The organism is Actinospica durhamensis (genome assembly GCF_018139695.1).
Classification (GTDB): Bacteria; Actinomycetota; Actinomycetes; order Streptomycetales; family Catenulisporaceae; genus Actinospica; species Actinospica durhamensis.
On sequence record NZ_JAGSOG010000033.1, the window covers coordinates 1 to 15,645 of the forward strand.

4 protein-coding genes and 1 riboswitch are annotated in these 15,645 nt (G+C 71.8%); of the genes, 1 reads left to right on the top strand and 3 read right to left on the bottom strand.

Annotated features, from left to right (window positions below; genetic code table 11):
• Positions 1 to 142 precede the first annotated feature (142 nt).
• Positions 143 to 260: riboswitch (SAM riboswitch) on the bottom strand.
• A 105-nt stretch (positions 261 to 365) separates the two neighbouring features.
• The 3 genes from KDL01_RS09635 to KDL01_RS09645 all read right to left on the bottom strand — a co-directional run bounded on the left by KDL01_RS09635 (position 366) and on the right by KDL01_RS09645 (position 3,042).
• Positions 366 to 1,253 carry a sulfurtransferase gene (locus tag KDL01_RS09635; RefSeq protein WP_212528047.1) on the bottom strand — a complete coding sequence of 296 codons (888 nt, stop codon included), beginning with the start codon at positions 1,251 to 1,253 and terminating at the stop codon, positions 366 to 368.
• A gap of 66 nt (positions 1,254 to 1,319) precedes the next feature.
• Positions 1,320 to 1,709, bottom strand: a complete 390-nt coding sequence (locus KDL01_RS09640) for a PPOX class F420-dependent oxidoreductase (RefSeq protein ID WP_307846207.1) — start codon at positions 1,707 to 1,709, stop codon at positions 1,320 to 1,322.
• Between the two features lie 148 nt (positions 1,710 to 1,857).
• On the bottom strand, positions 1,858 to 3,042 hold the full coding sequence (locus KDL01_RS09645; protein WP_212528048.1) for an acetyl-CoA C-acyltransferase: 1,185 nt from the start codon (positions 3,040 to 3,042) through the stop codon (positions 1,858 to 1,860).
• A gap of 514 nt (positions 3,043 to 3,556) precedes the next feature.
• Here KDL01_RS09645 and KDL01_RS09650 point away from each other — a divergent pair.
• The gene (locus tag KDL01_RS09650; RefSeq protein ID WP_212528049.1) at positions 3,557 to 15,631 is read left to right on the top strand and encodes a polyketide synthase; all 12,075 of its coding nucleotides are present in this window, start codon (positions 3,557 to 3,559) and stop codon (positions 15,629 to 15,631) included.
• Positions 15,632 to 15,645: the final 14 nt, after the last annotated feature.

A 15,645-nucleotide genomic window follows, 5' to 3' on the forward strand; every position in this document is an offset into this window, starting at 1 on the left:
GAACGGATCAGCGACAGAGGGCGCTGGCCCGGCGGGCCAGATCCACGTCCAGACGGGAGACGAGCAGCGGCAGGCGGGGGACGGCGGTGGCGGGGTGTACGCGCTGCACGGCGCCGGGTCTCCCTCCGCGGTAAGTAAAGGAACTCTGCTCGTGCCGGGGGAGGGCCTCCCACGGCCGGGGCTTCTCCTGGTCACCCCGCACACGGCGGTGAAGGGTCGCCGACCGGCAAACCAGGGTTCTGCGCCGGTGCTCGTTGCCTGAGCGCCAGGATAAGAGAGCCCGCTCGGGCCGTCAACGATCAGGTGCGGCTGCCGCCGGAGCCGAGGCCGCGGTGGTCATGGTCTCGGCTCGGGCGGGGAGCAGGTCAGAGGGTTGCCTCACCCGCGGCGGGCGACGGGGTGCGGCCGGGGCCGGTCTCCACCTGGCGGGTCTCGTCGCGGCCGTAGGCGGACCAGCCGCCGACGTACAGTCGGCCGCGGCCCAGGCCGGTGTGTTCCAGGGTCAGCAGGTTGTGGCAGGCCGTCACTCCCGAGCCGCAGTAGGAGATGACCTGCGACGCGGTGGTGCGGTCCACGCCCGCGGCGTCGAAGTGGTCCCGGATCGTCTGCGCGGGCAGCAGGCGGCCGCGGGGATCCAGGTTCTCGCGGCAGGGGACGTTCACCGCGCCGGGTACGTGTCCGGGCCGGGGATCGACAGGGTCCTGCTGTCCGATGAAACGGTCGCGGTTGCGCGCGTCGAGCGTGAGCGCGGCCGGCCCGGTCAACTCGTCGGCGTCCGCGAGGACCTCGGCCGGCCAGGGGCGCACCGAGAAGTCGCCGCTGTCTGCTTCCGGCTCCGCCGCGCTCAGCGAGTCGGGGTGCGCTTCCAGGTAGGCGTCGAGACCGCCGTCCAGGATCGCGGCGCGGCGGCCGGTGGTACGCAGCATCCAGACCAGCCGGGCCGCGATGACCCCGCCCTGGTCGTCATAGGCCACGACGATGTCGTCGTCGCCGATCCCCAGCGTCCGCATGCCCTCGGCGAACACCTCGGGCGCGGGCAGCGGGTTTCGGCCGGCCTCCGCCGTGGCCGGTCCGGTCAGCCACGCGTCCAAGTCCACGAAGACCGCGCCGGGCAGGTGCCCGCCCTCGTAGGCGGCTCGGCCGGAGCGGCCGTCCAGGTACCACCGCACGTCCGCCAGTACCAGGCGGCGGCCCCGCAGGTCATCGAGCTCTTCGACCCGCACGAACGGCGGGATGTCCGTAGGTTCAGTCATGACTCGAATCTAGCCAACGTCCACAATGTGAAGAAAAACGTCTCGTATAATGGATGGTCCGGCGTGCTACTGGGAGGTGGTGTGCGTGGGCCTGAGGTAGATGCGCACGCGCACGGGCGCGTCGCCCACCGGCCCGTCCATCGGGAGTCCGTAGCGCTTGGCCAGCACGTCGAAGAACTCTCCGGCCGTGTCGGGCTCGATCCGCTCGACGCTCCCGCGCACTTCCAGGTAGCGGTACGGCGCGTCCGGATCGTTGATGGAGACCGCGGCGTGGGGTCGGGCCACCAGCTCCTTGTACTTCGCGCGCGTGGTCGAGGTGGTGAAGGAGAGGTGTTCGCCGTCCCAGAGGAACCACATGGGGTTCACGTGCGGCGTACCGTCGGACCGCAAGGTCGCCAGGTGGCAGAACAGCGGCCGTTCGAGCAGGTCGGCGTGGCTGGCAGGAATCACGGACACGATGTCTCCCGAAGAGGGGCGGGGGGCTTGGGAAACCGAGTCCACCATGTCCGGAAGCCGGCGGCCAGACCCGTTCCGGAATCGCAGCGATCAGCGAACGAGATCGCGGGTGCGTCGACGTCGGCCGCGTGTCAGGCCACTCGACGCGTCAGGCCACTTCGACGATCAGCGCGTCGCCCTGGCCGCCGCCCCCGCACAGGGCCGCGGCCCCGATCCCGCCGCCGCGGTGGCGCAGGGCATTGATCAGCGTCACGGTGATGCGCGCTCCGGTGCAGCCGAGCGGGTGGCCCAACGCGACGGCGCCGCCGTTGACGTTGACGGCGTCCTCGGAGATGCCGAGGTCGTCGACGCCGGCCATGGCGACCGATGCGAACGCCTCGTTGAGTTCGTAGAGGTCGAAGCTCGACGGGTCGAGCCCGATCTTGGCCGCGGCCTTGCGGATGGCGTTGGACGGCTGCGGCAGCAGCGACAGCGGTCCGGCGGTGGCGCCCCAGGACTTGACGGTGGCCAGCACCGGAAGACCCAGCTCCCGCGCCTTGCCGGTCGAGGTGAGCACGAGCGCGCAGGCGCCGTCGGAGATCGGTGACGCGTTGCCGGCGGTGATGGTCCCCTCGCTCGAGAACGCCGGCTTGAGCCGGGCGAGCGCCTCCACGTCGGTGTCCGCACGAATCCCCTCGTCCTGGCGCACCACCACCGGCTCGCCCTTGCGCTGCGGGACCTCGACGGGGACCACCTCGTCCTCGAACGCGCCGTTCTTCCACGCGGACGCGGCGCGCGCGTGGGACCGGGCCGCCCACTCGTCCTGGCGTTCGCGCGCATAGGCGTGCGAGGCCGCCTGGTACTCGTCCGTCGTCAGGCCCATCAGCTTGTGGTCGAAGGGACAGGTCAAGCCGTCGAACGTCATGCTGTCCTTGAGGCTGCCGTCGCCCATCCGATACCCGAAGCGCGCCTTGTCGAGCACGTAAGGGGCGTTCGACATCGACTCCATCCCGCCGGCGACGACGATGTCGTACTCGCCCAGCGCGATCAGCGAGGCCGCGCGGGCGATCGCGGTCATCCCGGACAGACAGACCTTGTTGATGCCCTCCGCGGGGACGCTGAGCGGTATGCCGGCGCTGAACGCGGCCTGACGCGCCGTGGCCTGGCCCAGTCCCGCCGGGAGCGCATGCCCGATCACCGCGTACTCGACCAGTTCGCGCGGCACGCCGCCGCGGTCGAGGGCGGCTCCGATGGCCCTGCCGCCGAGCTCGGTGGCGGCGAGGGAGGAGAGTCCTCCGCCGAACCTGGCCAGGGGGAGGCGTGCGTATCCGACGACGGCGGCGGAATGGAACATGGTCGGCTCCTTGCGGGGGTGAAACGGCGCTCGTATCTTTGAAACGTATTTGGAACACGGCAACGACGCAACGGCGTACCCCTGTGGTGCCTCACGTGATCAGCCCCAAGGCGAACGGGGCCCGGGCACTCGCGTGAATTCGGGTCGAACAGTGGGTTCGTGCATTGCTTCGTCATCAACGGTCTGTTTTCATTCTGCGAAATAGGCACGCGCCCGAAGTGGCGGACGGTGCGCCAGTCCGGCACCGGGCCGGAACCGCAGTCGCGAAACCGGCCGCGCTGCTCCTGCTGCCTGGCATACAGCCAGGTCAGCTGGCTTACCGCAGCGTTCCGGCGTCGAGTCGGAGCCTCGCTGCGGTCTTGCACGTTGACACGTGGTCGGGTGCGCCATAGCTTGGTTCGAAGCAGTGCTCTGGGATGATCGACAGGCTGCGCGTGCGGGGGTCTCGGATACGAGAAGTGCGTCTGACGCGGCTACGAGTTCGGATCAAACTATCTCGCATGGGAGAACAGCTTTGCCTGCTCTGAACTTCATCCTGATCGGTGACACGGGGGCCCTCGCTCGCTGCGGCGAAATCCTCATGGAGAAAGGCCACCGGATCCGGGTGGTGATATCCGGCGACGCCGAGGTCCGCTCCTGGGCGGTCAAGGCCGGAATCCCCAGTTGTGAACTCGATGACGCGCTCGTCCTCGCGCCGCGGCTCGAGTGCGATCTACTGCTGAGCGTCGGCAATCACGCCATCGTGCCCGCCGCGCTGCTGGCCTGCGCGAAGCGCATGAGCGTCAACTACCACTACGGCCCGCTGCCCGAGTACGCGGGCCTGAACGCGCCGTCCTGGGCCGTCGCCCACCGCGAGCGCGAGTACGCCGTGACCTGGCACCGGATCGGCGAACTGGTCGACGGCGGCGACATCCTCAAGCGGATACCGGTGGCGGTCGAGCCCGGTGAGACCGCGTTGTCGCTGGGCCTGAAGTGTGACGAGGCGGCAGTCGGCAGTCTGGCCGCGCTGATCGACGAGATCGCCGAGGACCGCGTCACCGGCGTCTCCCAGGACCTGGCCGCACGCCGCTACTTCTCCCGGCACACCCAGCTCCCGGCCGAGGGCCTGATCGACTGGACGATCGGGGCCGACGACATCGTCGCGTTGGTCCGCGCCACCGACCACGGGCCGTTCGACAGCCCGCTCGTGTGGCCCAAGGTGGACCTCAACGGGCACATCCTCGCCGTCCGCGCGGCGCACCCCGGCGCAGCCTCCCCCGGTACCTCGGCCGGGGAGGTCCTCGCATGTGACGACGCGTCCGGCCTGCAGGTGGCCACGGCCTCCGGCACCGTGCACCTGACCCGGCTGTGCACGCTGGAGGGCGCGCCCGTCGCCGTCAGTGCACTGACGACGGGCATGTCGGTGCGGCCGGGACTGATCCTCGCGGCGCCCGGCGACGCGCTGCGCACCGCCATCACCGAGGCCGGGACCGCGGCGTCGAAGGCCGCCGGCTACTGGCGCGAGCGCCTGGCCGGCGACGCCCACCCGTTCCGCCTTCCGTTCACGCCGCCGGTCTCCTCCGGCGCGCAGCAGCGCGTCACCGCGCGGTATCGGATACCCGGCGGAGTCCCAGCTCTCCTCGGCGCGCTCGGCACCTTCCTCGGCCGGGCGAGCATGACCGAGAACCTCGTGCTCGCGGTCGCGGCGCCCCGCGACGGAGTCGATGCCGCATACCGGGACCTGTTCGCCGCCTGGCTGCCCCTGCGTGCCGCGTTCGACCCCGCCCGCACGGTGGCCGAGAACCTCCAGGCGGTCGCCGAGGAATTCCGCCTCGGCCAGGAGAAGGCATGGCTGCGCCGCGACTTCATCGGGCGCGACGCGACGCTCCGGAACCTTTGGGAATCCGGCGATCTGACCCCCGATGTGGCTGTTTCGTGGCCCGGCGCGACCGCGGGCGCGTCCACGTCCGCTGAAGGTACCGGCGCACTCGGCCCCGCCCTGGAACTGGCCCTGCGCGAGGACGGGGAGACGGTCGAATTCCTCTTCGACGCCCAGCGCATCGCCCGCCAGGACGTCGTGCGACTCGCCGGGCAGCTGAGCGACTGGTGCGACCGGCTGCCCGCGCTGGTGGAGGAACCGCTGGCGTCCGTCGACGTTCTCGCCGGGCCGGAGCGCATGTCGCTGATCGACGCGTTCAACGCCACCGGTGACGACGCGGCTCTGGGGCACCGTCTGCACGAACTGTTCGAGCAGGCAGCCGAGAGCCACGCCGGCGACGTCGCCGTGATATGCGCCGAGACGCAGCTCACGTATCGGGAGCTCAACGCCGATGCGAACCGCGTCGCGCACGCATTGATCGCGCGCGGAATCGGGCGCGGCGACTTGGTCGGCCTCGCGCTGGACCGTTCCCTCGACCTCGTCGTGTCGCTGCTGGCCGTGCTGAAGACGGGTGCGGCCTATGTGCCGATCGACCCGGCGTTCCCGGCCGGACGCATCCGCCAGATGGTGGACAGCGCCGACCCCAAGGTCATCCTCACGCCGGCCGTGACACCGGTGAACCTCGCGTTCTGGGCGGCGCTCTGCCTGCCGATCGATGACGCGCGGACGCAGGCGGAAGCCGGCACGGACAACCCCGGCGTGCAGGTGGATGCCGACGACCTCGCGTACGTCATCTATACGTCCGGTTCGACGGGTGCGCCCAAGGGTGTGGAGATCAGCCACGGCGCGCTGTGCAACTTCCTGCTGTCCATGCGGCGGCAGCCGGGCTGCGCCGAGACGGACCGGCTGCTCGCCGTCACCACCATCTCCTTCGACATCGCGGCCCTGGAGCTGTTCCTGCCGCTCTTGTCGGGCGCCACGGTGGTCATCGCCCAGGCTCACGAGACGATCGACGCCGGCGCGCTGCTCGCCCTGATGCGACGTCACGCGCTCACCATGATGCAGGGCACGCCCGCCACCTGGCAGCTGCTGCTCGACTCGGGCTGGCACGGCGACCCGCGCTTGGCCACGATCCTGTGCGGCGGCGAGGCGTTGCCGCGTCAGCTGGCCGATCGGCTGCTCGACTGCGGCGACGCCGTGTGGAACATGTACGGCCCGACGGAGACCACTGTTTGGTCCAGCGTCTGGCACGTGGCGGACGGCGACGTCGTCATCGGCACCCCGATCGCCAACACCCAGCTCTACGTCCTCGACGCGAACCTGATGCCGGTGCCGGCGGGCTTCCCGGGTGAATTGTGCATCGGCGGCGCCGGTGTGGCGCGCGGCTACCACGGCGACGCCGAGCAGACCGGGTCCCGGTTCGTCGCCAACCCGTTCCACCCCGGCTCCCTCTACCGCACCGGAGACGTGGCCCGCTTCGTCGCACCGGACGCGCTGAGCGTGCTCGGTCGCAACGACGGCCAGGTCAAGCTGCGCGGCCACCGCATCGAGCTGGGCGACATCGAGGCGGCGCTGGCCAGCCACGAGGAGATCGCGCGTGCGGTCGTCATCGGCCGCGACGAGCAGCTGGTCGCCTACTGCGTCCGCGGCGGCGCGCCCTCCGCCGTGCCGGACGAACCGGCGCAGCGCGCGGCACCGGCCGAGTGGGCCGGCGCCTGGGACCGCGCGTACGAGTCAGAGGCCGACGACGCCGCGTTCAACCTGGCCGGCTGGCACAACAGCTACGACGGCCTGCCGTTCTCGGCCGCCGAGATGCGCGAGTGGCAGCGCGGCTCGGTCAACCGCATCCTGTCCTACGCGCCGCGCAACGTGTTCGAGATCGGCTCCGGCAGCGGTCTGATGATGTTCGGTATCGCGCCGCACTGCGCGGCCTACCACGCCGTCGACGCCTCCGCGCGCGCGGTGGACTCCACCCGGCAGCACCTGGGGTCGCTGCCGCACGTCACCTGTGAGCACCGCCCGGCGCACGACCTGCCCGACGTGGCCGAGGGCGCCTTCGACACCGTGATCGTCAACTCGGTGGCCCAGTACTTCCCGAACGCCGCGTACCTGACCTCGGTGCTGGCGTGGGCGACCAGGGCGGTGACCGAGGGACGGGTGTTCCTCGGCGACATCCGCGACCTGTCGCTGCTGCGGATGTTCCACGCCGACGTGATCGACTTCCGCGCGGGCGGCGACATCGAGCCCGACGAACTGGCCCGCCGCGCGGACCAGGCCGTCGCGGCCGAGCGCGAGCTGACGCTGGCACCCGCGTACTTCGCCGAGCTGCCCTCGGTGTTCCCGCAGATCACCCGGGTCGAGATCGCCCTGCGCGACGGCCACCACATCAATGAGATGACCCGTTATCGCTACGATGTGACACTCCATATAGGCGGCAGCGCGGACGTCGCGACATCCGGTGCCGAGCACAGCTGGCCGACACGGCAGCTCGATCTCGCCGCGCTGCGCGACCTCGTGGCGGCCGAAGCCGACGGCGGGCCGCTGCGCATCGACGACATCCCCAACGGACGACTCGGCGACGTGCACAGCCGGGTCGCCGCGGCCCTCGGTCACCCGGCCGAACCGCCGGCGTCCTGGGTGGACCCGCGGGATCTGACCGCCCTGGCCGACGAGGCGGGCGTGAGGCTCGCGCTTGTGCCCGCGAGCTCCGGCGACCCGTGGGCCTTCGACGCCCTGTTCTGGCAGCCCGGTCAGACGCCGGACCTGAGCCCGCGTCAGAGCGCCACCGCCGTCGACCGCGCCGCGCCGCATCAGCCCGCGTACACGAACGTGCCCGCGGTGGGGGAGCAGGCCAGGACCCCGCTCGGGCGGGTGCTGCGGCCGTGGCTGGCCGAACGGCTGCCCGCGTACATGGTCCCGGCGTTCTTCGTCGAGCTGGATCAGTTCCCGCTCACGCCCAACGGCAAGATCGACCGCGCGGCGCTGCCGGATCCGGTGGCCGAGTTCGAGGCGACGGCCAAGCCGGCCACCGAGCTCGAGCGCGACATCCTGGCCGTGTGGTCCGAGGTTCTGGGCCACGACCACATCGGCGTCAACCAGAACTTCTTCGAGATCGGCGGCAACTCCCTGCGCGTCGTGCGCGTGCAGACCCAGCTGGAGAAGCTGCTGGGCCGGCCGGTCTCCGCGGCCAAGCTGTTCGAGCACTTCACCGTCAAGGCCCTCGCGGCGCACCTGGCCGGCGCCGCGACCACCCGCAAGGCTCCGATCCCGGCCCGTCGGCGCTCTGTCGACGAACCCATCGCCATCGTGGGCATGGCCTGCCGGCTGCCCGGCGAGGTGACCAGCCCGGAGGAGTTCTGGGAGCTGCTCGAACGCGGCGTCGACGGGATCGTGGAGGTTCCGCCGGACCGGTGGGACGCCGCGGCCATCTACGACCCCGACCCGGAGGCGCGCGGCAAGTCCATCTCCAGCCGTGGCGGCTTCGTCACCCCCATCGACCTGTTCGACGCCCCCTTCTTCGGCATCTCCCCGCGCGAGGCCAGGGCGATGGATCCGCTCCAGCGCCTGATGCTGGAGACCACGTGGGAGGCGTTCGAGCGGGCCGGGTACACCTTGGAGGAGCTGCGCGGCAGCCAGACCGGCGCGTTCGTCGGCGTCGGCAAGAGCGCGGGGTACCGCGAGTACGGCATCACCACGGGCGGCAGCATCGCCGACCTGGACGGGTACGTGGGCCCCGGCTCGGCCGGCGCCACCGCCTCGGGCCGGCTCTCGCACGTGTTCGGCCTCGAAGGCCCCACCATGACCGTGGACACGGCCTGCTCCTCGTCCCTGGTGACCACCCACCTGGCCGCCAACGCGCTGCGCAACGGCGAATGCGACCTGGCCGTGTCCGGTGGCGCGACCCTGATGCTCACCTCCAACATGCACGTGGAGTTCAGCCGTCTGCGCGGCATGTCGCCGGACGGGCTGTGCCGGTCCTTCTCCGCCGACAACGACGGCACCGGATGGAGCGAGGGCGTCGCCGTCGTCATCCTCAAGCGGCTGTCCGACGCGCAGCGCGACGGCGATCCCGTCCTGGCCGTGCTGCGCGGCACCGCGGTCAACCACGACGGCCACGCCGCCAGCCTGACCACGCCCAGCGGACCCGCCCAGCAGCAGGTCATCCGCGCGGCCCTCGGCGCTTCGGGCCTGCAGCCGGAGGACATCGACTACCTGGAGGCGCACGGCACCGCCACCCGGCTCGGCGACCCCATCGAGGGCACCGCCCTCGGCGAGGTCTTCGGCGGCAGCCACCCCGCCGAGCCGCTGTGGGTCGGCTCGGTCAAGTCCAACCTCGGCCACACGCAGGCGGCCGCGGGCCTGGCCGGCGTGATGAAGATCGTGCTCGGCCTGCAGCACCACCTGATCCCGCGCACCCTGCACGTCTCCGAGCCCTCACCCGCGGTGGACTGGGCGGGCGCGAACATGGCCCTGGTCCAGCAGGCTCAGCCGTGGCCGCCGAAGGACCGGCCGCGCCGCGGCGGGGTCAGCTCTTTCGGCATCGGCGGCACCAACGCGCACATCATCGTGGAGGAGCCGCCCGCCCCCGTCGAAGCGGACAAGCCCGCGGCGCCGCTGCCGCCGACCCTGCCCTTCCTCGTCTCCGGCTTCACCGACACCGCCCTGCGCCAGCAGGCGGAGGCGCTGCACCAGCACCTGGGCATGAACATCCAGGACCGCCTCGTCGACGTGGCGTACTCGCTGGCCGCGACGCGCAGCCACTTCCGCAAGCGGCTCGTGCTGATGGCCAGGGACAAGGCCGACCTGCTGGACAAGCTCGGCTCCTACGCCCGCAGCGGCGAGGTCCCGGCCGACGCCGTGCGCACCGGGGACCGCAGCGAGGATCCGCGACTCGCGCTGCTGTTCACCGGCCAGGGCAGCCAGTGGTCGGGCATGGGCAAGGACGTGTACGCGACCTACCCGGTGTTCCGCGCGGCGGTGGACGAGATCGCCGCCCACTTCACCGAGCTGGACCGGCCGCTGCTCGACGTCATGTGGGCCGACGACAGCGAGGACGCCGCGCTGCTGCACCGCACCGACTTCACCCAGCCGGCCCTGTTCACCCTCGAGGTGGCGCTGTGGCGGCTGTGGCACAGCTGGGGCGTGCGGCCGGACCTGTTGGCGGGTCACAGCATCGGCGAGCTCGCGGCCGCCCACGTCGCAGGGGTCTTCGACCTGGCCGACGCCTGCCGCCTGGTGGGCGCCCGCGGCCGGTTGATGCAGGCGCTGCCCAGCCGTGGCGCGATGGCGTCGCTGGAGGCCACCGGCCCCGAAGCCGAAGCCGCGCTGGAGGAGCTGGGCCTGGCCGGCAAGGTCGACCTGGCCGGCCTCAACACGCCGACCCAGACCGTCGTCTCCGGCGACGCCGACGCCGTGCAGGCCCTGGTCGCGCACTTCGCCGCGCACGACCGCCGGGTCAAGGAACTGACCGTCTCGCACGCGTTCCACTCGCACCACATGGACGGCATGCTGGCGCAGTACAGGGCCGTCGCCGAGACCGTGGCGTTCCACCCGCCCGCGCTGCCGTTGGTCAGCAGCCTGACCGGGGTCTCGGCCGCGCCGGGCGAGCTGGAGCAGGCCGAGTACTGGGTGCGGCAGGTGCGCCACGCCGTACGGTTCGGCGACAGCGTCGCGACGCTCCACCAGGAGGGTGTGAACATCTTCCTGGAGCTCGGCCCGCAGCCGGTGCTCTCCGGCATGGGTGCGGCGTGCCTGGCCGACGAGACCGGGCTGGCCTGGGTTGCGTCGCTGCAGGCGGGCAAGGACGGCTCCTCCGTCCTGCAGCGCGGCCTCGCCGACCTGCACGTGCTGGACGCGCCGATCGACTGGCGCGGCTGGTTCGCGCCGTTCGGCGCCGCGATGGTGGAGCTGCCGACCTACGCCTTCCAGCGCGAGCGGTTCTGGTTCGATCCGCCGGCCCCGCGCTCGGTCGGCGCGGGCCTCGACGACACCGACCACCCGCTGCTCGGCGGCCTGGTCCGGATCGCCGGGACCGACTTGACGGTGTTCACCACCGTCGTGGCCTCCGACGAGCCGGCCTGGGTGCAGGACCACCAGATCATGGGCACCGTCCTGATGCCGGGCACCGCGTACCTCGAGGCCATGCGTGCCGCCGGCGACGCCAGTGCGCCCGGCGACTGGGACGTGGCCGACGTCGGCTTCCTCTTCCCGATGGTGCTCACCAAGGGCACGTCCGCCCGGCTCCAGGTGACGGTGGGTCAGGAGTCCGACGGAGGCCGTGCGGTCCAGGTCTACAGCGCGCCCGACCGCGAGGACGGCGAGTGGCAGCTGCACGCCGAGGGCCGGATCGTGCCCGCGCAGCCCGGCCCGGGCGTCACGGTGACGCTGCCGCCGGCCGGGGCCGAGCGCCTCGACGTGTCCGCGCTGTACTCCGATCTGGACGAGCTCGGCTACGAATTCGGCCCGTTGTTCCAGGGCATCAAGGAGGCCTGGCAGGTCGACGGGATGGTCTGGGCCCGCGCGGCCCTGCCCGAGGACAGCACGCACACCGCCGGCGACTACGTGCTGCACCCGGCCCTGATGGACTCGGCGATGCAGACCCTGCTGTTCAGCATGCGGCTGCAGAACACCGACCCCGACGACGTGCTCGTGCCGTACGAGGCGCAGCGCATGTCGATGCGGCGCAGGGGCCTGTCGGAGGTCTGGGTCCGCGTCGCGCGGTTCGAACTCGGCGAGGGCGAGTTCCGCGCGTCCCTGGACTTCTTCGACCCGGCCGGCGAGAACATCGGCGGGCTGCACGAGATGCACGCGCGGCGGGTGGACCGGGCGGTGCTGCGCCGGCTGGCCGCGGCCGGAGTGGACCGGTTCCAGTTCGAGGTCGACTGGAAGCCGGTCGGCACCGACAAGGTCGAGATCGGCGGCTCCTGGGGCCTGCTGTCCCCGGCCGGCGACGTGGCCTGGGGGCGCGAGGTCAAGACCGCCCTGAGCCGGGCCGGGGTCCAGGCGTTCAAGGTCCGCGACCTCGAGGAGGCGCAGGACCTGGACGGCGTGCTCTGCCTGTGGGATGCCGCAGACCCGACCCGGGCACTCGAGCTGGCCGGCAAGGCGCTCGCCCAGCTGCACGAGGCGGCCGAGTCCGGATTCGTACCGCCGCTGGTCTGGCTGACCCGCGGCGCGGTGGGCACCGACGCCGACGACATGGCCTCCGGGCTCGCGTCCGCGCCGCTGTGGGGCCTGATGCGCACCGCCCGCAGCGAGAATCCGGACCTGGCACTGCGTCTGATCGACCTCGGCGACGAGGAGCCCGACCTGCAGGCGCTCGCTCCGGCACTGATGCTGGCCGCGGAACCCGAATGCGCCCTGCGCCACGGCCAGGCGCTCGTCCCGCACCTGCAACGGGCCGGCGCCGGCGGCGAGCTGACGCTCCCGGCGGAGGGCCGCTGGCAGCTGGAGATCGCCGCCAAGGGCCGTCTGGACCAGCCGTTGACCGTCCGCAGAGTCACGCCGAAGCCCCTGGCCGCCGGGGACATCCGGGCCGAGGTGAAGGCCACCGGCGTGAACTTCCTCGACGTGCTCAACGCGCTGGGGATGGTGGAGCTGCCGGTGTTCGGCATGGAGTTCGCCGGCGTCGTCACCGAGGTCGGCTCCGGGGTCAAGGACCTGAAGGTCGGCGATCCGGTGCTGGGCCTGGGCCAGGGCTCGTTCGCCTCCGAGGTGTCCACGGACGCGCGCTGGGTGGTGCGCATCCCGGACAACCTGAGCTTCGAGGAGGCCGCCACCATCCCGATGACGTTCCTGTCGGCGTGGTTCGGCCTGCACGAGCTGGGCGCGCTGCGGCCGGGTGAGCGGGTGCTGATCCACGCGGCCGCGGGCGGCGTCGGCATGGCGGCCGTGCAACTCGCGCAGCTGCACGGGGCCGAGGTGTACGGCACCGCCAGCGAGCCGAAGTGGGCGGCGCTGCGCGAACTCGGGCTCGACGACGACCACATCGCCTCGTCCCGGGACCTGGGCTTCGTCGAGTCCTTCGGCCGCACCGCGCCCGGACGCGGCTTCGACGTCGTGCTCAACTCGCTGGCCGACGAGTTCATCGACGCGGGCCTCGGGATGCTGGCCGCCGGCGGCCGCTTCCTGGAACTCGGCAAGATCGACCTGCGCGAGCAGGCCTGGGTGGACGAGAACCACCCGGGGGTGAAGTACCGGGTCTACCACCTGCTCGAGGCGGACCCCGACCTCATGCACACGATGCTGGTGTCCCTGGCCGAGCTGCTCGGGGCCGGCAAGCTCAAGCCGCTGCCGCTGCGCACCTTCCCGATCACGGCCACCTCCGACGCCCTGCGCTTCATGGCCCAGGCGCGGCACGTGGGCAAGGTGGTGCTGGTTCCCACGGAGCACAAGGAGTTCATCCGGCCGGAAGGGGCCGTGCTGATCACCGGCGGCCTCGGCGCACTCGGCCGGCACGTCGCCATCTGGCTCGCGACCACGCACGGGGTCCGCGACTTCGTGCTCACCTCGCGCCGCGGCCCGGACGCCGCCGACGCCGAGGTGCTGGTGGCCGTCCTCGGCGCGCTCGGCGCCACCGCGACGGTGGTCGCCGCCGACGCGGCCGACGGGGACAGCATGAAGTCGGTGCTTTCGCTCTTCGACGCGGACCGTCCGCTGCGCGGCGTGGTCCATGCCGCGGGCGTGCTCGACGACGGCGCCCTCTCGGCTCTGACACCGGAACGGCTCGCGACCGTGTTCCTGCCCAAGGTGGACGGCGCCTGGCACCTGCACCGCCTGACGCAGGATCTGGACCTGGACTTCTTCCTGCTGTTCTCCTCGATCTCCAACGTGCTCGGCGCACCGGGCCAGGGCAACTACGCGGCCGCCAACGCGTTCCTCGACACGCTCGCGCACCTGCGCCGGGCCCAGGGCCTGCCGGCCACCTCGGTGGCATGGGGCCCGTGGGACGGCGACGGCATGGCCGCCGGACTCAGCGAGCGCGACCAGGTCCGGATCGCCCGTACGGGCCTTGACGGAATCTCCGCGGACGAAGGCCTGGAACTGCTCGAGGCGGCGGTGCGCAGCGGCCGCGCGTTGACGGTGGCGGCCGCGCTGGATCTCGGCCGCATCCAGACCTACTACGTGGAGCAGGGAGGCGTGCCGCCGCTGTTGCGCTCGCTGCTGAGCTCCCACTCCGGTGAGAACAGCCAGCGCGCCAAGGGCGACGGCGGCGCCGGACTGCGCCGGCTGTTGGGCCAGACCACGCCCGAGGAGCAGGTGAACGTCGTCCTCGACCTGGTCCGGGGCGGGGTGGCCAAGACCCTGGGCTTCGCCTCGCTCTCCGACGTGGACGTGAACCTGCCGCTGCAGGACATCGGCATCGACTCGCTGACCGCCGTCCTGATGCGCAATCAGCTCGCGGACATGACCGGCCTTGCGCTGCCGGCCAAGATCGCCTTCGACCACCCGGACCTGACGTCGCTGTCCCAGTTCCTGCTGGCGAAGCTGCAGGAGCGCGGCCTCGACGCACCGGTCGAGGCGTCCGCCGACACGGGCGGGAGCCCGGCCGAGCCGGCCAACGCGGCCGGCCTGGACATGGCGCCGGTACGCAAGGGCTACCTCGACCCGCAGCTGCGCTTCGACAACGCCCGCGACACCCTGGACCGTCCGGAGTCGGTGTTCCTGACCGGCGCCACCGGCTTCGTCGGCGCATTCCTGCTGCGCGAACTGCTCGAGGCCGGCATATCAGCGCACTGTCTGGTCCGGGCACCCGATCCGGAGGCGGCGACGCAGCGACTGGTCACCGCCCTGTCGAGCTATGGGATGTGGGACGAGCGCTACGCGTCGCTGCTGCACCCGGTGGTGGGCGATCTGTCCCAGCCCCTGTTCGGACTGTCGCAGGAGACGTTCGACCAGCTCGCCGACGAGGTCGACGCCGTCTGCCACTCCGGCGCCCTGGTCGACTGGATGCGGCCGCTGAACGAGTACATCGGCCCCAACGTGATCGGCGTACACGAGGCACTGCGGCTGGCGTCGCAGGGCCGTGGCAAGGCGGTGCACGTCATGTCCACCTTCGGCACGCTGCCCCGATACCTGGGCTTCGAGGTCAAGCCGGACGAGGCGGAGTACGGCTACGTCACCTCCAAGTGGATGGCCGAGCAGATGGTGATCGCGGCGCGCTGGCGCGGCGCCAAGGCCTCGGTGTACCGGCTGCCGTTCGTGGGCCCGTCCGCGGGCACCGGCCACTTCCGGCTCGACCGCGGCGACTTCCTGCACAACCTGATCGTCGGCTGCATGGCCATGGGCAGCTACCCGACCACGAACGCGAGCATGGCGGCCGTCCTGCCGGTGGACTACCTGTGCCGGACCGTCGCGGCGGTGCTGACCGAGGAGCGCGAGCACATCGGCCGGGACTACGACTTCGTCAACGCCGAGGCGCCGAGCTTCAACGCCTTCTTCGAACTGGTCGCCGCGGCCGCGGGCGAGGGGGAACTGGTGCCGTTCGACGCGTGGAAGCGGCGCGCGCTGGACTACGCGGCCGCGCATCCGACCAGCGCGATGGCCCGCATCGGCGCGCTGGTGGACGGCCTGACGCCGGACAACCTGACGCTCACGTTCGGCGCCGGCCTCACCGGCGAGCACGTGTTCGGCGGCGCCGACCACCCCGCCCCGCGGCTCGGGGAGCAGTTCGCGGCGATGTACGTGGACCGCATCACCGCCGCCGAGACGTCCGCGGCCGTCACGGCCTGACCCACAGCGCACCA